Consider the following 19,265-nt stretch of genomic DNA (forward strand, 5'->3'; position numbering starts at 1 on the left):
TGATCTCCTCCATCCATCCCACCGTGAACTTCTGCGGCGCAGGCGCCTTCTCCCGGTCGCCGCAGCAGGCCTTCTCGTCAGCCACTGCCCTCGCCCCCCTCGCGAATGTCGTTCGCCACCTGGGCTTTGCCACCTGCAGGCACCGGCAAAAAGCTAAGTCGGTATATTGATGTCAAAGGTATTTGACGTGATCATACTATTCATAGCATAACCACAGTGGTGGGAAGGTCGCCACAGGATGCGAAGACTCCTCAGTCCTTTGAGGTCGGTGCTCGCCATGCTCGTGACGCTGGCCGCGTTCGCCCCCACTGCTGGCTCGCAGTGGCCGCCCTCGGACTGGAACCGGGCGGTGCATACCAGCCTCCCGTAGGGCAGTACCGCGATCACTGGGTCTTCGGGTGGATGGCTACGGCCGACCGCTACAGCCTGAACAGCCTGATGGGTTCGGAGGTGCCGTACCCGATCTACACCCGCGACCCCCCAGTCCGCTCAGGCGGCCGGGGGGTCGTTCATGCCCGGGCAACCCGCCCTAATCCGCCGGGCTCGCCCGCGGCCGCTCCGCCGCAAACCGCAGGTTCGGGATCAGCAGCGCGGCGGCCAGGCTCAGCAGGGCCGCCAGCAGCATCACCAGATGGACGTTGCGCAGCGCCCCGGCCAGCGCCTCCTGCATGGCCCCGAGCACCTCCGGCGCCAGGGCAGCGCGCTGGGCCGGGTCCAGGAGCCGGTTGGCCCAGTCGCCCGCCTCGGCGGCGCTGCGGGCAGCCACGCCGGGAACCCGCTGGAGCCGGCCCAGCAAGTCCAGGTTCATGACGCCGCCCATCGCCGAGACCCAGATCATGCCGCCCAGGGTGCGGATGAACTGGAAGGAGGCCGTGGCCACCCCGCGCTGCGCCCACCCCACCGAGGACTGGATGCCCAGGATGAAGGCGAGGGTGGAGAAGCCCATGCCGGCGCCGATCACGAACGTCACGAGTGCGAGCAGCACTTCCGGAATCTCCGCCATCGCCCTCGCCAGCACCACCAGCCCGGCCGAACCCGCCACGTTCAGCCCGAGTCCCAGCAGGACCGACGGCCGCACCCCCAGGCGGACGACGAGCCGGCTGCCCAGCACCGCCGCCAGCGGCCAGCCGACCGAGAGCCAGAGCAGCGAGGCCCCCGACCGGGTGGCCGAGTAGCCCTGCACCCCCTGCGCCCAGATGGGCAGGTAGACGGAGGTGCCGTACATCACCCCGCCCACCATCAGCGAGGAGAGGTTCCCCCAGCCGATCACGGGCGTCCGGAAGAGCTTGAGGGGCAGGATCGGGTCTTCGGCCCGGCCCTGCGTCCAGAGGAAGAGCGAGAGCAGGATGGCGGCCCCGGCCGCCATGCCGATGATCTGCGGCGAGCCCCAGGGGAGCTGCGTCCCGCCGGTGAGGAGCACCAGTAGCAGGAGGGCCATGCCGCCGGTGAGGGTGACCGCGCCGAGGTAGTCCACCCGCGCCCGCCGTTGCTCGACCCGCTCCTCCAGGAAGCGCCACACCATGGCCAGGGCGAGGACGCCGAGCGGCAGGTTGATGTAAAACAGGTAGCGCCAGGACAGGAAGTCGACCATCAGGCCGCCGACCAGGGGCCCGGCCAGGGCGGAGAAGCCCCAGACGGCCGAGAACCAGCCCTGCACCCTCGCCCGCTCCACCGGGCTGAAGATGTCGCCCAGGATGGTCTGCACCGTGGGCTGCATCGCCCCGGCGCCCAGGCCCTGCAGGGCCCGGAACAGGACGAGGGCCTCCATCGACTGCGCCGCGCCGCAGAGGGCAGAGCCGGCCACGAAGATGACCGTGCCAATCGTGAAGGTCTTTTTCCGGCCGATGATATCTGCCAGCTTGCCGTAGACGGGCATGGTCGCGGTGGCGGTGAGCATGTAGGCCGAGACGAGCCAGGTGAGCAGGGCGAAGCCGCCCAGCGAGCCGATGATGCGGGGCATCGCCGTGTCGACGATGGTCACGTCCACGGCGGTGAGGAAACTGGCCAGCATCAGGGCGAACACGGTGTACATCCGGCGGTCACGCACGCGGGCTCCCCTCCCCTGCCCTTTGGGACGTGCGGCGGGGCCGGGCCGCTACGCCTCGCCGCGAACCCGCTGCGTCGAGCAGCGGGAAAATGCGCTGAAATCCCACATGTGTGGCAACCGCGCCCGGCCGGGCTGCGTCGAATACCCAGACGAACCTGTGGAGGTGGTCATTTGAAGCAAGCGCTGACGCTCGCCCTTGCGCTCGTCCTGACCCTTGCCGCGGGATGCAGCCCCGCTTCCGCCCCGCCCGCAGCGCCGGAGGCTCCCGCCGCGGAAGCGCCGCCGGTGACGGAACCTGCTGCGGAAGAGCCGCCGGCAACCGCCTCGGAGCCTGCCGCAGAAGGGTCGCCGTCCCCGGCGGACGCCGGCGAGATCCTGTGCCCCGCGTCGGCGGACGTGGGTGTGTGGGTGGTCGGGACGTACAAATTTGATGCCGTGACGGACGGCCTCTGCACGGCGGTGGCCCCGGCCGAGGCGTTCGACCTGGTTCTCGCTTTCCCGAGCGGCGTCTCCGAGGATGCGATGCGTTCTGCGGTCGCGGTTGCCAGTGGTGAGGTGGTTCGGTACCGGTTCAGCGCCGGGGGGATGATCGTGCGCCTCGCAGCCGCGCAACCCGGCACCGTGACGACCGTCCGCGTGCGCGGGCCCGTGGGCGTGGGCGGAAGCACGGTCAACCTGGGCTTCGGCCTCCGGCGTGAGCCGGCACCCACCGTGGCCATCGAGGTGCAGGTGGGCGACGGTCCGTGGAAGCCCCATGAACCGGGCGAGTTTCTGCCGCCGGGGCCCGCCCGCGTGCGCCTGGCGTTCGGCCGCCCCGTGGGCGCGCCTCAGGTGGAGGGCACGATTGAATCGCAGCTGATGGTTCCCGCAGGCTCAGAGCCCCAGATGACCTGGACCGACTCGCGCACCCTGCTGCTCTCGTTCGCCAAGCTGCCCCCGGTGCTGTTCGTGGACTTCAGCGCCGTCGAGGACGACCGCGGGCTGCAGTTCCGGGATCAGGTGCTGTACCTCCGCAGCGACACGCCGCCGCGGCTCGCCGCCCTGGACCCCGCCTCCGGGCGGGAAGAGGACCTGGGCCCGGCACCCCTCGACATCCTGTGGAGCACCGCCTCGCCGGACGGCCGGTGGGTCCTTCTGGAAGCCACCCGCCCCACGAGCAGGGATGACGTCGACGTCTGGTTGATTGACACCGCCACCGTCCGGGCCCGCAAGACGGACCTCGACGAATCGCCGTACGGTCCTGGCTATATTTGGTTCGCGGACCGGCTCGTCGTGGCCGGCTGGGACGAACTGCAGGAGTGGGACCTGACCCGGCACGAGCGACGGCTCCTCTCCGAGGCGTCGTACGCCGGTCCCCTCTCCCCCGACGGGCGCTACCTGGCCGGGCGGGTGCTGCATCTCAACCGGACAGACCCCAACACCTGGCTGGCCCCTCTCACCGTTGCGGTCTACGACCTGGCCACCAACACCGAGCGCCTCTTCCCGGAGGTCGGTAACTTCCGCAACCCCCACAGGGGCGGGGATATCCCGATCCACGTGCCCATGCGCTGGGACGACGACGGCCGGAGCCTGTACGTGCTCCAGTACTCCGAGGACTCCACCCCCGACAACCCCCGGACTTACTGGGCCGTGCTGGACCTGGACACGGGGGTTCTCACGCCGGCTGACAACGTCCCCGACGAGCCCCTGCGCGAGCCGCAGCCGGTGACCAGCCCCTCAGGCTGGGCGTTCCGTCCGGCGCAATGGGGAGGCCGGGGCGAGGTCAACCTGGTCTCGCCGCAGGGGCTGGAGGTGGCTTACGGCGAGGGCCGGCCGCTGGCCTGGTTGCCCGACGACCGCCTGCTGCTGGTCCGTTGGGCCGATGGGTATCCGCGAATCCCCGGATGGTGAGGGACGGCCCCTCACCACTTCCGGGCCGCACCCCTCCTTCCCGCTCTACATAAACTGGCGGTAACCGTACTTACGAAGGAGGATACCGCATGCAATTGCCACCCTGGTGGATGCCAGGCTGGCCCGGCCCGGGCGTGCCCCCCATGCAGCAGTGGCCGCAGCAAGCGCCGCCCTGGGGCCGCCCGGACCGGGATGACGACGACGTGGACGACGAGCGGGACGTGGAGTGGAACCTCAGGCAGGAAGGCGGGCCGCTCAGCCGTACGGGCTGGTCCAACTGGCGCCGCATCGGCGCGGGCGAGACCCTCGACTCCCCGGCGCCCGTCACCTACCAGAACGACCTGCACCTCTTCGTGCAGGGCACCGACAGCCGGATTTACTGGAACCGTATGAGCCGGCGCACCGGCTGGGGCGAGTGGCGGGAGGTGCCCGGCGAAGGGCGCACCCCGAGCGCGCCGGCGGGTGCAACCTACCGGGGCGCCCTCCACCTCTTCGTGCGGGGCACCGACAACCGCATCTACTGGAACCGGCTCACGGGCAACCGCTGGAGCGGCTGGACGGAGGTCCCCGGCGGCGGGCAGACCCCCAGCGGGCCCGCCGTCACCGTGCACCAGGGCGCGCTCTACCTGGCGGTTCGGGGCACCGACAACGCCGTCTGGGTACAGCGCTACGACGGCCAGTGGCGGGGCTGGCAGCGGGTGCCCACCGGCGCCACCCCCGACAGCCCGGCGATCGTTTCGTACATGGGGACCCTGTGGCTCTTCGTGCGCGGCACCGACAACCGCCCCTACGGCGCTGCCATGCAGGGGAACCAGTGGACCGGGTGGACCGAGGTCCTCGGCGGCGGGCTCACCCCCAGCGGGCCCGGCGCCGTGGTCTACCGGGGCAACCTCTACCTGCTGGTGCGCGGAACCGACGACGGGATCTACCTGAACGTGCGCGACCGGCGGGGCCAGTGGACGGGCTGGAACCAGGTGCCTGGCGGCGGGCGCACGCCGAGCGGCCCGGAAGGGGTCCGTTTCGCCGACCGGCTCTACCTGTTCGTGCGCGGCACGGACAACGGCATCTACACAACGGTGCGGACGCGGCGCTAGCGCCGGCCGCGCAGAAGCGCCGCCCCTGGGAGTTCCCGGGGCGACGCTTCCTGTGTGGCGTGCGAGAATCCACCCTGCAGAACTCGCACCGAAACAGTCGGGCGGCGGCCCGGCGCCTCTGCTATCCTGGGACCCGAAGGAGGTCATGCCGTGAACCCACTCCACGACCTGAACGCCGCCCTGGCCTACATCGAGGCGCACCTCCTCGACCGGGAGGTGGACGTCCGGGCGGCGGCCCGCATTGCGGGCTGTTCTGAGTACCATTTCCGCCGGATGTTCGCCGCCCTGGCGGGCATACCGCTCTCCGCCTACATTCGCCGCCGGCGGCTCACGCTGGCCGCGCAGGACCTCGCCGCAGGTGCCCGCGTCACCGACGTGGCGCTGAAGTACGGCTACGAGTCGCCCGACGCCTTCGCCCGGGCCTTTCACGCCGAGCACGGGTTCCCACCGTCGGAGGTCCGGCAGCCGGGGCGGACGCTCAGGGCGTTCTCCCGCATGGCCTTCCAACTCATCATCCGAGGGGGCACCGACATGCACTACCGGATCGTGGAAAAGGAAGCGTTCCGCATCGTGGGCATCATGCGCCGCGTGAAGCTGCAGTACGAGGGCGTCAACCCTGAGATTGCCGCCATGTGGAAGGAGCTGGGCCTGCAGGGCATCCAGGAGCTCAAGGCCCTCTCCAACGTGGAGCCGCTGGGCATCCTGCAGGCCTGCCTCAACTTCGAGGAGGGACGGCAGGAGGGCAGCACCCTGGACCAGTGGATCGGCGTCGCCACCGACCGCCCCTGCCCGCCGGGATTCCAGGTGCTGGAGGTCCCGGCGCTCACCTGGGCCGTGTTCGAGGCGGTGGGGCCCTTCCCCGAGGCCCTGCAGAACACCTGGGCGCGCATCTACGCGGAGTGGCTCCCCTCCTCCGGCTACGAGGTCGCGCCCGGCCCGGAGATCCTGTGGAACGAGGGCGACGACACCACGTCGCCCCGGTTCCGCAGCGAAATCTGGCTTCCCGTGAAACGCTAGGTGCCGCGCCTGGAGGCGCCCCTCACCGGGGCGCCTCCTTTCCTGTGCGCAGCCGGGCCGTGGCGGAGCCCAGGACGCCGCCCTAGCCCGTGGCCGATGCCCGGGCCAGGCGGCCGGCCACCTCGGCCACCCGCCGGCCGTACTGCCGGGCCAGTTCCATCTCCTGCTCCGCCGGCCGGTTCATGGGCGCGTCCTTCAACGGCTCCACCGGAATGACCGCGCAGGCGCCGTACGGGCATCCGTACCGGGTGCGGACCTCATCGTTCACCCCCGCACTGGGCACGATGATCATACCGTGGTGCTGCATCGGCGTCTGCAAGGCGCGCAGCAGGTTCTCGACGCCCCCGTGCTGCGTCGATGTGGTGCCGAACACGCCGCCCACCTTGCCCTGCAGGTCGCCGGCAAACCAGAGGCCACCGAGCTTCGCCAGGAACGCCGCCATCTTCTGATTGGGCTCGCCGAACACGCCCGACGACCCCCAGATGATGGCGTCGGCCTCCCTCAGTTCCGCGACGTCGGCGACCTCCTCTACCGATTTGAACACCACCTCGGCCCCGGAGACGCTCCGCGCGCCCTCCGCCACCGCCTCGGCCAGGACCTTGGTATGGCCGTACATGCTGGCATAGAGCACGTAGATTTTCACGGTACTGCCTCCCCTATGCTTCCTCCGCCCCTAGCATGCCTGGTCCCGCCGCACTGCATCGCACGCAAGCCGTTTCCCCAGGCGATTCCGCACCAGCCCGCCTGCCGCTGACAACCCGGGCAAGCGCAGGAGGAACGGCGGCCGCCGTGCGCCCGGGTGCGGAAACCGCAGGCGGGGTCCGCCCGTCTAACAAGCGAGAAGTCGCAATGGGGTGAATGCTTGTGAGGAACCGACGCACTGGGCTGACGATCCTCGCGCTGCTGCTCCTCCTCTCCGGCTGTGCCCCCTCCTCTGCCCGCACAGAACCGCCCGGCACGCTGTCTGCTGAAGGCGAGGCGGGCCTGCAGGCCCCCGTTGACGCAGGCGGGCCCGGGTCATCGGAGCCACGCCGTGATGGGGCGGGTGGCCAGCAGGATGGAACCGCCGTCAAACTGCCGGAGGGGTGCGTGGACCGCTCGGATCTGCTTCCCCGGGCCACTCTGGTGGACCAGGCCTTCCCGGGCTTCCAGTCGCAGGCCGTGGTCGCCGGCACCTGCCGCCTCGCCATTCACAGCGAGGAACTCACGGTCTACCTGATCCTCCCTCCTGACGCGGACCCTGCGGCGGCCGAAGCCGCGCTGCAGTACACCGGTGAAGTCAAACCGGAAGTGGCCGTGATGCCATCCGTCTCCGAGCACGTGCTCGCCGTGCGCTTCCCGGCAGGCAGTCCGGGCGAGCGGCTCACCTTCAGGCTTGCAGGCCCGTTCGGCCCGGAGGGCCGGCAGGCAGATCTGGGGTTCGAACTCGAGCGGGTCACCACGCCGCGGGTAGCCATGGACTACCGATACGACGGCGGCGAGTGGTTGCCGTTTGAACCGGGAAGCACACTCCCGGCCCGGCCGGTCGAGCTGCGCTTCCGACCCGTGGGCGGGGCGGACCCCGGTCAGATCGCCGACCGGCTGACAGCCCATGGCCTGGCAGTTGAAAAGCAGGCGGACGCCCTCACCGCCCGCCTGGCTGAACCGCCGCCTTACCTGGCGCTGGACCTGAACGGCATCCCGGCCGACCACGGCCTGCTGACGACCCGGTCGCTGCTGGAGCTCTTCACCGGCGAGGCGCCCCGGGCGGTCCTGCTGAACCCCGCCACCGGCGAGGAGCAGGACCTGGGTGCGGCACCGGTCCACGTCTACTCCACCCGCCTGGCACCGTCAGGCGACTGGGCGGCGCTGGTGGCCACCCACCCGGCCGACGTAACCGGGACCGAGGTCTGGGCGCTGAACACCCGCAGCGGTGAACTGCACCGGACGGGCATCGCCTTCACCTCGCTCTGGTACCAGCTCCACTGGGGCCCGGACGAGCTGGTGGCGGCGGCCCAGAATCGCATCTATCACTGGCGGGCAGGAATGACCCGGGCTGCGATCGCCCAGACCCGGGGCGACTCCTTCACCGCCCTGTCGCCCGACGGCCGTTTCCTGGCCGGCATCACCTACGACATGCGTGCGGAGGATGAGCACTGGCTGGCCCCGGCCGGCATCGTCCTCCACGACCTGGAGGGCGGCACCGAGCGAGTCCTGGCGGAGGGGCAGGTTCGGGTGCGCATCCCGCACAGCGAGGCGCCGGTCCAGCTGCAGCTCGCCTTCACCCCCGACGGGGAGGGACTGCTCATTCGGGAACCGCTTCCCGAATTCGGTTCCTGGCGCTATCTGCGCCTCGACCTCGCCTCCGGCGCGCTGGAGGAGGTGCCGGAGCCGGCGGCCGAGACGCCGGAGGAGTGGGTCGCCGGTCCGCACGGGTTCGCGTATCGCCCGACCGAGGACATCTACGGCGACGTGGTGGTGCGCGGCCCCGACGGCAGAGAGCGCCACTACGGCAGCGCACACGTGGCGGGCTGGCTGCCGGACGGAAGGCTGCTGCTGATTCGCTGGGAGAACGCCCGCTGGCTCAGGACGCCGTGGGTCGTCTAGCAGACGCACCCCGCACGGTTGCAGCGCCGGACTGGGCGGCGCTCACGGCGTGAGCATCCGCTGCACAACGCCTCCCTTGTACCATCGGGCATCCATCTGGACCACGAACGCCTCGGGGTCCAGATCCTCCAGCAGTCTCATCACCTGCTGCGTGTGCTTGCGCCGGGCCACGACCATGAGCACCTCGCGCTGGCCCATGCGGCCTTCCGCCAGCCAGTCGGTCACCCCAAGGTTGTGCGCCCGCAGCTTCGGCGCCGAGCGACTCCGCCAGGTTTGAGTTGCACCGCCTGATCCGAGCCGCGCCCCGAGAGGCCGCACACCGGCATCAAGCATGAAGGTGGCGGTCACCCTACGGGCGAACCGCTGCACCGACGTCAGGTTGAACCAGAGGTGGTAGACGCTCATGGGTGACAGAGCCCGCACGCTCTCCCCCGCACAGCGTGAAGAACTCCTCCGCACCCTCAAGGCCCGCTTCGAGAAGCACATGAACCGCCACCCCGGGCTCGACTGGCCGGACGTCCAGGCCCGGCTCGAGGCCCACCCGGAGAAGCTCTGGTCACTGCATGAGATGGAGCGCACGGGCGGCGAGCCGGACGTGGTCGGGTTCGACCCGCAGACCGGTGAGTACATCTTCTGCGACTGCGCGCCGGAGAGCCCCAGGGGCCGCAGGAGCGTCTGCTACGACCCGGAGGCCCTGACGGCGCGTAGAGAGCACAAGCCGGCGCACAGTGCGGTTGGCATGGCGGAAGAGATGGGCATCGACCTGCTCTCCGAGCAGGAGTATCGGGAACTGCAGAGGCTGGGCGCCTTCGACACGAAAACGTCCAGCTGGGTAAGAACGCCCCCGGAGATCCGCCGGCTCGGGGGGGCGATGTTCTGCGACCGCCGCTACAACACGGTCTGGACCTATCACAACGGGGCGGAGTCGTACTACGGCGCCCGGGGCTTTCGCGGGAAGTTGAGGGTGTAGCCGGCGGGCACGCCATGGCTCAAGGGCGGCAGAAGCGTCGCGGGAGCCACACCCGGAACGTCGCACCGTGACCTGGCTCCGACGTAACGGAGATCCGCCCGCCGTGGGCGTCCACCACCGCTTTGACGATGGTCAGCCCGAGGCCCGTGCCCCCGTCCCGCCTGCGGGCGGGGTCGGCCCGGTAGAAGGGCTCGAAGATGTGGGGCAGATCCGCCGGATCGATGCCCGGGCCCTGATCGGCCACCGCAATGACCACGCCGTCGCCCTCCGGCGCAGCCGTAACCCGCACGGGCGTCCCGCCCGCCTGCAGGCCGTTGCGCACCAGGTTCGTGACCAACCGCTCGAGGCTAACGGGGTCTCCGTCCAGGCGCAAGTCCGGGTCGCACTCCAGCAGGACCTCGCCGCCGGTCGAGCGCTGCACCTCGGCCACGGCCCGCTCCAGCACCGGGACCAGCGGCACGTCGCGCTCCATGGCGAGGCCGCTGCTCCGCTCGTACCGCGCCAGCGTGAGCAGGTGCTCCGTCACGTCTGAGAGGTGCTCCGCCTCGGCCAGGGCCTCGCCGAGCGCGGCCCGGTACTCCTCGGCACTCCGCTCGCGTCGCAGGGCGACCTCCAGCTGTGCGCGCATGGCAGCCACCGGCCCCCTCAGTTCGTGGGCGGCCGCGGCGACGAACCGGCCCTGTGCGGCGAAGGCCTCCTGCAGCCGGGAGATCATGTCATTCAGCACCCCGACGAGCCGGCGCAGCGTCTGGTCCGGCCACAGATCCGGCATGCGCAGGTGGGGAGTGCGCGTGGAGACTTCCGCGGCCGTGGCGATGATCGCCCGCAGCGGCCTGTAGATGCGGGCCGACATGACCCAGGCGACGGCGCCGCACAGGAAGGTGCCCACCGCCCCCAGGAGTGCGAGCCACTTCACCAGGTCAGGCAGCACCTCGCTCACCATCCCCAGCGGAGCGGCCATCTGGACGATCACGGGTTCGTGCTCCTGGCCGCCCACGGCGTACACGACCCTCAGTTCGTCCTCCTGAGGCGTGAGCGCCTGCAGCAGGTCGGGCCCTGAGCGCCGGACCCAGCGGTCACCGTCGGGGACCAGCGAAACGAACACCACGCCGCGCCGCTGGGCCGCCACCAGCGCCTCGCGGTCCACCGGCAGCGGCTGCGGGCCGTACCGCACCACCCCGGCAGGGTCAAGCACCTGGATGCGGCTCCAGCCCTTGTGGCCCCGAACGTGGTCGTGATCGTCGTCCCCGGACCGCCGGGCCAGTTGCTCAGCCGCCGTGACGATCTCACGGGCCGAACCCGACCGCGCCGGCAGGGCGGCCAGCAGCGCCCGGTCGACGCCCTCCCGCAGCAGCAGGGCCGTGGTGGCGTACGCCGAGGCGATGATCACGGCCATCACCAGCCCCAGCAGTGCAGTGGTGGCCATGGCCACCCGGGCAGGGAGACTCCTCTGCCAGATCATCAGGGGTTCGCCTCCAACACGTAGCCCAACCCGCGCCGGGTCACAATCCGCGACCGGGCGGCAATGCAGTCCAGCCGCTTGCGCAGGTTCTTCACCTGCGCCTCGACGGCGTTCTCGGTGATCAGCTCCGGGTCCTGCCAGCACGAGTCGGCGATGGCGGTCCGGCTCAGGATCTGCCCCGGATGGCGCATGAAGAACGCCATGATGCGCAGTTCCTGTGCGGAAAGCTGCACCTCCCGGCCCCGGCAGCCGAGCCGGCCGGTGCGCGGGTCGAGCGTGAGGTCGCCGACGCGGAGGCACGCGTCCCATCCGCCGGCGGACCGCCGGAGGAGCGCCTCGATGCGGGCCAGCAGTTCGGCGAAGGCAAAGGGCTTCACCAGGTAGTCGTCCGCCCCGGCCCGCAGTCCGGTCACGCGGTCTGCCACCGCGTCCAGGGCGGTGAGCATCAGGATGGGCGTATCCAGCCCCTCCCCCCGCCACCGGGCCAGGAGCTGGTCGCCCGAGAGTTCGGGCAGCATCCGGTCGAGGATGATGAGGTCGTAGTGGCGGGACGTGGCGAAGAGCTGCCCGTCGCCCCCCGTGGCCGCGTGATCGACGGCGTAGCCCTCCTCCCGCAGCCCCTGGGACACGGCCGCGGCAAGGCGTCGGTCATCTTCGACCAGGAGAATCCGCATGCAGGGTCCGCACCCCCTTGATCAGGCGCCAGGCCGCCAGCAGCCCGATTGAGAGACCTGTCAACCAGTAGAGCAGGGCAACGGCCGGGTGCACGGCGTCGGTGCCGATGGCGACAGCGTGAACGAGGGCGAACAGGAAGCCCACCACGGTAAGCAGGTGCAACACGCGCCACTGCCCCGGCCGCAGCCGCGCGCGCAGGTAGGTGCTGATGATCGCGCCGACCATGGTGTAGGTTGCGAGCACCCCCAGCCCGACCCACGCGGGCTCAAAGTCGGAGGCGAAGGGCAGCAGCAGTGCGGCCACCCGGAAAGGCTGGTGGGAGTTCCAGACGAGGATCACCGCGTGGAAGACGGTCGCATAGAGGGCCCACAGGGAGAGGTGTTCGTGCACATCCATGGCGGCCACCGGTGCGGCGAAGGCCCGGAGGACGCCCAGCGTCTGGAGCAGGCCCACGGCGACCGAGAGGTACAGCAGCGCGTAGGCGACCAGGCCCGCCGCCCGCGTAAGGTACCAAGTGTTCAACAGGTCGGCCGGACGCACCTTCCACAGCACGAAGGCTGCCACGACGAAGCTCAGCGCCAGCGCGGCCACCCCCGCCCTGTGTGCGGCGCCGGCGAGCAACGAGTGCGCGGCACTCCCCCCCGGCAGAAGCCGGGTCTGACTATTCTGCGTTGACATAAACGAGTTCCTCCAGTCCCGGAGTCAGAATCAGGTTCCGATCAGCCGTCACCAGCAGCCCCTGACACCTCTGGGAGGCCAGGAGCGGCAGCGCCCGCTCCGCCCCGAGGACCAGGCAGGCCTTCGCCAGGGTATCCGCCAGGGCAGCCGTGGATGCGAACACAGTGGCCGCCACCAGCCCGGAGTCGGCGGGGCGGCCGGTCGTCGGGTCGATGATGTGGTGCCGGTCGGGCCCCCAGCGGCGGCCGAGGGTCGATGAGGTGGCCACGGCCCCCCGCCGCAAGAAGACCGTTGCCAGGGTACGCTCCGGCAGAACAGGGGCGGCCACCTCCACCAGCCAGGGCGGGTCCCCTTGCCGTACCCACAGGGCGAGATCGCCGCCCGCGTTCACCAACAGGCTGGTCGCAGGCTGGCCCTGCCGCAGCCAGCGCAGCACCAGGTCAACCGCCAGTCCCTTGCCGATGCCGCCCAGGTCCAGCGCAACCCCCTCGGGAAGGAAGACCATCCCGGGACCCAGGCGTACCTCCGGCCAGCGGCCGGCGGGAACGGCCGGCCCCGGCTCGGTGGGTCCCAGTTCGAAGGAGCGGCCGTAGCCGGCCGCCACCAGCGCCGGCAGGATCGTCGGGTCGAAGGCGCCGCCGGTGAGGCGGGCTGCGGCCAGGGCCTGCCGGACCGCCAGGTGCAGCAGCGGGGGCACGGCCACCCACCGGCCGGACCAGCGGTTCAGCTGGCACAGTGCGCTGTCTTCGTCGAACCGGCTCCAGAGCCCCTCCAGACGCGCAAACCAGGGGGCAGGGTCCTCAGGAGCCCCAACCACCTCGACGTCGGTGTTCATCGCCCGGAAGGACCACGTCGCCGGCTCAGGAGTGCCGGGTGCGGGTCCGCGGCGGTCGGGGGGTCTGGTTGTCTGCGTCCGTTCCGCGGGGTTCGAACCACAGCCTGGCCCCATGGTCGCCCTCCTCCCCGTCGGCATCATCGCCGTCCCAGTAGCCATTCGAGTCGTCATCCCAGTTTTGGTGCCGGCCGCCGTCCCAGAGGTCGCCCCGGAGAGGCTGCCGGCTGAACCGTTTCGGCCCGGGCCCCTCACGGGTAACCGAATCCGCCACGTGACCCCCGGCCGACCCCGGTGCCTGGTCGGCAGCCATGCGCCCGGTGATGCCGGCGATGGCGGCCACGCTGGCCACCGAGATGGCCAGCTTGATCAGCTTTACGTTCGTGCCCGCGTGGGTTGCCATTCCCTGTTCACCCTCCTCGAAGGAGAGCCTACCACCGTGACCTGAAAAAAGCCTGAAAAGGCAACCAAATGAGCCAGCGGCCCTCCGACCGCTGGCTCATTTCCTTCACACCTGATTCCCCGCGCTACGTCACCCGAATCCCACGTTGGGTGAGCTGCTTCCGGATGCGCGTCATCGTCTCCGGCGGCGGCGGCTCCACCCCCTCCAGCGTGTACCGGATCCCCAGCACCTCCCACTTGTGCTTGCCGAGCAGGTGGTAGGGCAGGAGCTCCACCCGCTCCACCCCGCGCAGGCTCTGCACGAAGTCCGCCAACGCCTCCACGTCCTCGGGGGCGTCGCTCCACCCGGGCACCACCACGTAGCGGATCCAGAGCGGCACGCCCCACTCGGAAGCGAAGCGGGCGAACCGCAGCGTGACCGTGTTCTCCTGCCCGGTGAGCGCCTTATGCTTCTCCGGGTTGAGCTGCTTCAGGTCGAGCAGGACCAGGTCCGTATGCTCCAGCACCGGCGCCGCCCGTTCCGGCGCGGCGAAGCCGTTGGTGTCGAGGGCCGTGTGGATGCCGATCTTGTGGGCCTCCTCGAAAAGGCCTGCCACAAAGTCCGCCTGGAGCAGCGGCTCGCCGCCGGTCACCGTCAGCCCGCCGCCGGTGGCCTGCATGTAAGGCAGGTAGCCGCGCATCTCTTCGATCAGGTCGGCGACGGTCCGCTCCTCACCGCCGCGCTGGTCCCAGGTGTCGGGGTTGTGGCAGTAGCGGCAGCGGTAGAGGCAGCCCTGCAGGAAGACCACGAAGCGCAGGCCGGGGCCGTCCACGGCGCCCATCGAGTCGACCGAGTGAACCCGGCCCACCCGCTGCGCCGCCGGGACGTCCAGCTGCGTGAACTCGCAGAGCAGCACGGGCACCACCCCCTAGAGGCACTGGTGGAAGGTGCGGTTGATGACCTCCAGCTGCTGCTCGCGGGTGAGCTTCACGAAGTGGACGGCGTAACCCGAGACCCGGATGGTGAGCTGCGGGTACTGCTCCGGATGCTCCATGGCCTCCAGCAGGGTCTCGCGGTTGAGGCAGTTGACGTTGATGTGGTGGCCGCCCGACATGGTGTAGCCGTCGAGGACGCCGATGAGGTTCCGCACCTGGTCGTCCTTCGCCTTGCCCAGCGCCCCCGGCACCATCGAGAAGGTGTAGGAGATGCCGTCCAGGGCCGAGGCGTAGGGAATCTGCGCCACCGAGGTGCAGGAGGCGAGGGCGCCCTTCACGTCCCGCCCGTGCATCGGGTTAGCGCCGGGAGCGAAGGGCTCACCGGCCTTGCGCCCGTCGGGCGTGGCGCCGGTCTTCTTGCCGTAGACCACGTTGGAGGTGATGGTAAGCACCGAGAGTGTGGGCACCGCGCCGCGGTAGGTCCTGTGCCGGGCCAGGCGGGTGGCGAACTCGTCCACCACCCGGGCGGCGATCTGGTCGACCCGGGGGTCATTGTTGCCGTAGGCGGGGTAGTCGCCCTCCCGCTCGAAGTCGATGGCAATGCCCTGCTCGTTGCGGATCGGGCGCACCCTGGCGTACTTGATGGCGGAGAGCGAGTCGGCCACCACCGAGAGGCCGGCGATGCCGCACGCCATGGTCCGGTAGATGTCCCGATCGTGCAGGGCGAACTCCAGCCGCTCGTAGTTGTACTTGTCGTGCATGTAGTGGATCACGTTGAGCGTGTTGATGTAGAGACGGGCGAGCCAGTCCATCATCAGCATGAACCGCTCCCACACCTCGTCGAAGTCCAGCACCTCGGCGGTGAGCGGCGGCATCTTCGGGCCCACCTGGATGCCCAGCCGCTCGTCCACGCCGCCGTTGATGGCGTAGAGCAGGCACTTGGCCAGGTTCGCGCGAGCGCCGAAGAACTGCATCTGCTTGCCGATGCGCATGGCCGACACGCAGCAGGCGATGCCGTAGTCGTCGCCCCAGTACTGGCGCATGATCTCGTCGTTCTCATACTGGATCGAGCTGGTGTCGATGGAGACCTGCGCGGCGAACCGCTTGAAGCCCTCGGGCAGCCGGGGTGACCAGAGCACCGTCAGGTTGGGCTCCGGGGCCGGGCCCAGGTTGTAGAGGGACTGGAGGATGCGGAAGCTGTTCTTGGTAACCAGTGTGCGGCCGTCGATGCCCATGCCGCCGATGGACTCGGTGACCCAGGTGGGGTCGCCGCTGAAGAGCTCGTTGTACTCCGGGGTGCGCAGGAAGGCCACCATGCGCAGCTTGATGGTGAGCTGGTCCATCAGCTCCTGGGCCTCCTGCTCGGTGAGCCGGCCGGCCCGGAGGTCCCGCTCGATGTAGATGTCGAGGAACGTGGAGATCCGGCCGATGGACATGGCAGCCCCGTTCTGCTCCTTGATCGCGGCGAGGTAGCCCAGGTAGAGCCACTGCACCGCCTCCCGGGCGTTCATGGCCGGCCGGCCGACGTCGCAGCCGTAGCGGGCGGCCATCTCCTTCAGCTCTTGCAGCGCCTTGATCTGCTCCCTCAGCTCCTCCCGCAGGCGGATGGTCTCCTCGTCCATCACGTCCGGCTCGGTCCAGGCCAGTTCCACCTCCTTGGCCCGGATCAGGTTGTCCACGCCGTAGAGCGCCACCCGCCGGTAGTCGCCGATGATGCGACCGCGGCCGTAGGCGTCGGGCAGGCCGGTGATGATGCCGCTCTTGCGGGCGAGGCGCATCTCGGGGGTGTATACGTCGAACACGCCCTGGTTGTGGGTCTTGCGGTACTCGGTGAAGATCTTGCGCAACTCGGGGTCGGGCTCCAGCCCGTACGCTTTCAGCGACCCCTCCACCATGCGCCAGCCGCCGTAGGGGTAGATGGAGCGCTTGCCGGGCTTGTCGGTCTGCAGGCCGACGATCAGCTCCAGGTCCCGGTCCAGGTAGCCGGGGCCGTAGGCCAGGATCGACGAGGGGGTCTTCGTATCGATCTCCAGCGGCGCGTGGGTGGCCTGCTCCTGCTTCAGGATGGCGAAGAACTTCTCCCAGAGGGCCTTCGTGCGCTCCGTGGGGCCGGTCAGAAACGAGGCATCGCCCTCGTAGGGGGTGTAGTTGCGCTGGATGAAATCCCGCACGTCGATGCGCTGCCGCCACAGCCCGGGGATGAACCCCTCCCAGGCGGGGTGGTCCTCCAGTTCGATGCGAAACACCGCCGGCAACCTCCTCTGTGCTATCGATCTACCTGAGGGTAGGGTGCCGCGGTTGAGAGATCCTCAGTCGAACACCGGCAGAGGAGACCTCCACGCTGCTCTGACCGGCTTCATCGGTCGCACCCGTCACCGGGAGCGGTCGGCGCAAGAATGGGTTCGGGCGGGCCCGCCGCACGTGCGCGGCCTCCGCGCAACCAGCGGTCCGGCCCGCCCGAATCGGACAAACGCCCGGGCGCATACATCTCCGCGGGAGGTGGTGCAGCCGTGTTTTTCCATGACCGGCGCCTGCAGTACAACGCCAAGCCGGTGCGGCCGGACCCCGTCTACGCGAAGAAGCTCCAGGAACTGCTGGGCGGACAGTGGGGCGAGATCACCGTGGCCCTGCAGTATCTGTTCCAGGGCTGGAACACCCGCATCCCGGGCAAGTACCGGGACATGCTGCTCGACACCGGCACCGAGGAGCTGGCCCATATCGAGATGCTGGCCACGATGATCGCCCGCCTGCTGGAAGGCGCGCCCGTCGCCCAGGAGGAGGCGGCGCGCCACCCGGTCATCGCCGCGGTCCTGGGCGACATGAATCCACAACACGCTATCGTCAGCGGCCTGGGCCCGCAGGTGGCCGACAGCGTCGGCTACCCGTGGAACGGCCGGTACGTCACCGCCAGCGGCAACCTCCTGGCCGACTTCCGCTACAACCTCACCGCCGAGTCGCAGGGCAGGCTGCAGGCCGTGCGCCTCTACAACATGACCGACGACCCCGGGGTCCGTGACATGCTCGCCTTCCTCATCGCCCGCGACACCATGCACCAGAATCAGTGGCTCGCCGCCATGGCCGAACTGGAAGCGGAAGGCCTGGAGCGGACGCCCGTGCCCTCGGCGTTCCCGCCGCAACTGGAGCACCGCCAGTTCTCCTAACAGTTCTGGAACCTTTCTGCCGGCACCGAAAGCGCGCAGGGGCGGTGGGCGCAGGGGCCGTCGCCCGACGGGAGGGGGCAGTTCCAGTACGTGGCCAACCCGGTGCCGCTCGCCCCGCCGCCCGAGCCGCCGCCCGTCCCCAACCCGCGGGTTTTCGACACGGTATCCGGCCATGGGCAGGCACCGACCGGACCGACCAGGCCGGGGCCGCCGATGCCTGGACGCCCGCCGGGGCTGTGACGGGCACCCCCGCGCCTCCGCCGTGACGGCCGCACGAACCGGGGACTTCAAAAACGGTCCAGGGCACTCCCGCTGGGGGAGTGCCCTGGCGATCTTGTACCCGTGCCTGTGGGTCCGCTCCGGCTCAATCAGCCGCAGCAGCCGGCTCAGCATCACCGCCGCCTCCGCACGGGTGGCGATGTCGGTCGGGTTCCAGGTCTCCGGCGTGCGGCCCGTCACGAGGCCGAGTTCGACGGCCACGGCGGCCGACTCGGCCGCCCAGGGGGCGATCTGGTTGGCATCGCTGTACCGCTCCGTCAGCCGGGTCACGTCCACCGACGGCACCAGGTCGGGCTGGACCCGGGCCAGCGCCCGCACCAGCATGACCGCCAGCTCCTGCCGGGTGATGGGATCCTCCGGCCGGAACAGACCGTTGTCGCCCTTCACCAGGCCCGCCAGTGCAGCCGTCTCCACCTCCGCAGCGTACCAGGCGGTGGGCGGCACGTCGTTGAACGGCACGATCGTGATCTTCCGCTCCGGCTTCAGGCCCAGCGCCCGCACCAGCAGGGCGGCCAACTGCGCCCGGGTGACCTGCGCCGCGGGGGAGAACCGGTTCGGCGCCGTGCCCTTCACGATGTCGCGGGCAGCCATCAGCTGGACGTCGGCGTACGCCCAGTGCGTGGGCGGCACGTCGGCGAACTGCCCCAGGTACTCCTGCACCGCATACTGCCCGGGCGCCGCCGGCTGCGCCGTCACCGTCTTGGTCGTGCGGTCAGTGCGGCCGCCCACGTAGCTCCACTCGCCGTTCACCGGGTCACGCCGGTAAATGCCCAGATGCTCGGGTACCCACGCAAAGCCGTAGGGCAGGGTGAGCCGGACGGGTGTCGCAAACTCGGTCAGCCCCACCGGCTGGCCGCTCCCGCCCTCGAGGGTGGCGGTGAGCACCACGCCCTGCGTCGCTTCCGCGATCCCGATGCGGACCGTGCCGCTGCCCCACAGGGTCACCGGGGCACTGGCCGTCAGCGCTTCCGGTGGCAGCTCGACCCGTGCCAGGCCGGCGTCGATGACCACCCGCCGGCCAGCCGCCGCGAGCGCCCGGAGCGCCGGCACCGGCAGCAGCACCGACCGGTCGGATACGGTCACGGTCTGCTGCGGCTGCTCCGGTACCGCGTACTCGGCCGCAGAGAGGTCGATCAGCACATCGCCGGTCTGGCCGGTCACCCGCCCGGCCTCCAGGACCGCCACCACACTGCCGGCCCCGGTGTTACGGCCGGTTGTAAAATGGGTCTTCGTCAGCTTTCGTGCAACCGACGATGC

16 protein-coding genes and 1 pseudogene are annotated in these 19,265 nt (G+C 70.2%); 6 read left to right on the top strand and 11 right to left on the bottom strand.

The window, feature by feature from the left end:
• Window positions 1-529: 529 nt before the first annotated feature.
• Complete coding sequence (locus AB2385_RS14405; RefSeq protein WP_367655708.1) at window positions 530-2,047, bottom strand: MDR family MFS transporter; 1,518 nt, start codon at window positions 2,045-2,047, stop codon at window positions 530-532.
• Between the two features lie 171 nt (window positions 2,048-2,218).
• On the opposite strand from AB2385_RS14405, the gene AB2385_RS14410 reads away from it, so the two are divergent.
• The 3 genes from AB2385_RS14410 (at window position 2,219) to AB2385_RS14420 (ending at window position 6,048) form a co-directional block, all read left to right on the top strand.
• Window positions 2,219-3,937: a hypothetical protein gene (locus tag AB2385_RS14410; RefSeq protein WP_367655709.1), complete on the top strand. Its 1,719-nt coding sequence runs from the start codon at window positions 2,219-2,221 to the stop codon at window positions 3,935-3,937.
• Window positions 3,938-4,026: 89 nt separating this feature from the next.
• Window positions 4,027-5,031 carry a hypothetical protein gene (locus AB2385_RS14415; protein WP_367655710.1) on the top strand — a complete coding sequence of 335 codons (1,005 nt, stop codon included), beginning with the start codon at window positions 4,027-4,029 and terminating at the stop codon, window positions 5,029-5,031.
• Window positions 5,032-5,181: 150 nt separating this feature from the next.
• Complete coding sequence (locus AB2385_RS14420; RefSeq protein WP_367655711.1) at window positions 5,182-6,048, top strand: GyrI-like domain-containing protein; 867 nt, start codon at window positions 5,182-5,184, stop codon at window positions 6,046-6,048.
• An 82-nt stretch (window positions 6,049-6,130) separates the two neighbouring features.
• Here the strand turns inward: AB2385_RS14420 and AB2385_RS14425 are convergent, their stop codons facing one another.
• A complete protein-coding gene (locus AB2385_RS14425) occupies window positions 6,131-6,691 on the bottom strand; it encodes a flavodoxin domain-containing protein (protein ID WP_367655712.1) in 561 nt (186 codons plus the stop codon).
• A gap of 446 nt (window positions 6,692-7,137) precedes the next feature.
• Here AB2385_RS14425 and AB2385_RS14430 point away from each other — a divergent pair, with 446 nt between their 5' ends.
• Window positions 7,138-8,634 (top strand): hypothetical protein, encoded by a 1,497-nt coding sequence (locus tag AB2385_RS14430; protein WP_367655713.1) that lies wholly within the window; start codon window positions 7,138-7,140, stop codon window positions 8,632-8,634.
• Window positions 8,635-8,676: 42 nt separating this feature from the next.
• On the opposite strand, the gene AB2385_RS14435 is transcribed toward AB2385_RS14430, so the two are convergent.
• Window positions 8,677-9,039 carry a DUF2179 domain-containing protein gene (locus AB2385_RS14435; RefSeq protein WP_367655714.1) on the bottom strand — a complete coding sequence of 121 codons (363 nt, stop codon included), beginning with the start codon at window positions 9,037-9,039 and terminating at the stop codon, window positions 8,677-8,679.
• Between AB2385_RS14435 and AB2385_RS14440 the strand changes: the two genes are divergently transcribed.
• Window positions 9,038-9,604 carry a DUF4256 domain-containing protein gene (locus tag AB2385_RS14440; RefSeq protein WP_367655715.1) on the top strand — a complete coding sequence of 189 codons (567 nt, stop codon included), beginning with the start codon at window positions 9,038-9,040 and terminating at the stop codon, window positions 9,602-9,604. The genes AB2385_RS14435 and AB2385_RS14440 overlap by 2 nt on opposite strands.
• A gap of 19 nt (window positions 9,605-9,623) precedes the next feature.
• Here AB2385_RS14440 and AB2385_RS14445 read toward each other — a convergent pair whose 3' ends face one another.
• The 7 genes from AB2385_RS14445 to pflB all read right to left on the bottom strand — a co-directional run bounded on the left by AB2385_RS14445 (window position 9,624) and on the right by pflB (window position 16,805).
• A complete protein-coding gene (locus AB2385_RS14445; RefSeq protein ID WP_367655716.1) occupies window positions 9,624-11,066 on the bottom strand; it encodes a sensor histidine kinase in 1,443 nt (480 codons plus the stop codon).
• The gene (locus AB2385_RS14450; RefSeq protein WP_367655717.1) at window positions 11,066-11,740 is read right to left on the bottom strand and encodes a response regulator transcription factor; all 675 of its coding nucleotides are present in this window, start codon (window positions 11,738-11,740) and stop codon (window positions 11,066-11,068) included. Before AB2385_RS14450 ends, AB2385_RS14445 begins: the two co-directional genes overlap by 1 nt.
• The gene (locus AB2385_RS14455; RefSeq protein WP_367655718.1) at window positions 11,715-12,419 is read right to left on the bottom strand and encodes a hypothetical protein; all 705 of its coding nucleotides are present in this window, start codon (window positions 12,417-12,419) and stop codon (window positions 11,715-11,717) included. The genes AB2385_RS14450 and AB2385_RS14455 overlap by 26 nt, the downstream gene beginning before the upstream one ends.
• Window positions 12,403-13,254, bottom strand: a complete 852-nt coding sequence (locus AB2385_RS14460) for an FAD:protein FMN transferase (RefSeq protein WP_367655719.1) — start codon at window positions 13,252-13,254, stop codon at window positions 12,403-12,405. Before AB2385_RS14460 ends, AB2385_RS14455 begins: the two co-directional genes overlap by 17 nt.
• A 25-nt stretch (window positions 13,255-13,279) precedes the next feature.
• Window positions 13,280-13,654 (bottom strand): hypothetical protein, encoded by a 375-nt coding sequence (locus AB2385_RS14465; RefSeq protein WP_367655720.1) that lies wholly within the window; start codon window positions 13,652-13,654, stop codon window positions 13,280-13,282.
• Between the two features lie 124 nt (window positions 13,655-13,778).
• Window positions 13,779-14,549 (bottom strand): pyruvate formate-lyase-activating protein, encoded by a 771-nt coding sequence (pflA, locus tag AB2385_RS14470; protein ID WP_367655721.1) that lies wholly within the window; start codon window positions 14,547-14,549, stop codon window positions 13,779-13,781.
• A gap of 12 nt (window positions 14,550-14,561) precedes the next feature.
• Window positions 14,562-16,805: a formate C-acetyltransferase gene (gene pflB, locus AB2385_RS14475; protein ID WP_367655722.1), complete on the bottom strand. Its 2,244-nt coding sequence runs from the start codon at window positions 16,803-16,805 to the stop codon at window positions 14,562-14,564.
• A 159-nt stretch (window positions 16,806-16,964) separates the two neighbouring features.
• Here pflB and AB2385_RS14480 point away from each other — a divergent pair, with 159 nt between their 5' ends.
• A complete protein-coding gene (locus AB2385_RS14480) occupies window positions 16,965-17,729 on the top strand; it encodes a manganese catalase family protein (protein WP_367655723.1) in 765 nt (254 codons plus the stop codon).
• 408 nt (window positions 17,730-18,137) lie between these two features.
• Here the strand turns inward: AB2385_RS14480 and AB2385_RS14485 are convergent.
• Window positions 18,138-19,196: pseudogene (locus AB2385_RS14485) on the bottom strand (S-layer homology domain-containing protein); the annotation flags it as partial.
• Window positions 19,197-19,265: the final 69 nt, after the last annotated feature.

Origin of the sequence: Symbiobacterium sp. (genome assembly GCF_040797425.1) — a bacterium.
Lineage (GTDB): Bacteria > Bacillota > Sulfobacillia > Symbiobacteriales > Symbiobacteriaceae > Symbiobacterium.

Coding starts and splice junctions, on each gene's coding strand:
- AB2385_RS14415 (WP_367655710.1), top strand. CDS start 4,027: ATGCAATTGCCACCCTGGTGGATGCCAGGCTGGCCCGGCCCGGGCGTG.
- AB2385_RS14455 (WP_367655718.1), bottom strand. CDS start 12,419: ATGTCAACGCAGAATAGTCAGACCCGGCTTCTGCCGGGGGGGAGTGCC.
- AB2385_RS14465 (WP_367655720.1), bottom strand. CDS start 13,654: ATGGCAACCCACGCGGGCACGAACGTAAAGCTGATCAAGCTGGCCATC.
- AB2385_RS14450 (WP_367655717.1), bottom strand. CDS start 11,740: ATGCGGATTCTCCTGGTCGAAGATGACCGACGCCTTGCCGCGGCCGTG.
- AB2385_RS14445 (WP_367655716.1), bottom strand. CDS start 11,066: ATGATCTGGCAGAGGAGTCTCCCTGCCCGGGTGGCCATGGCCACCACT.
- AB2385_RS14435 (WP_367655714.1), bottom strand. CDS start 9,039: ATGAGCGTCTACCACCTCTGGTTCAACCTGACGTCGGTGCAGCGGTTC.
- AB2385_RS14460 (WP_367655719.1), bottom strand. CDS start 13,254: ATGAACACCGACGTCGAGGTGGTTGGGGCTCCTGAGGACCCTGCCCCC.
- AB2385_RS14480 (WP_367655723.1), top strand. CDS start 16,965: ATGGGTTCGGGCGGGCCCGCCGCACGTGCGCGGCCTCCGCGCAACCAG.
- AB2385_RS14440 (WP_367655715.1), top strand. CDS start 9,038: ATGGGTGACAGAGCCCGCACGCTCTCCCCCGCACAGCGTGAAGAACTC.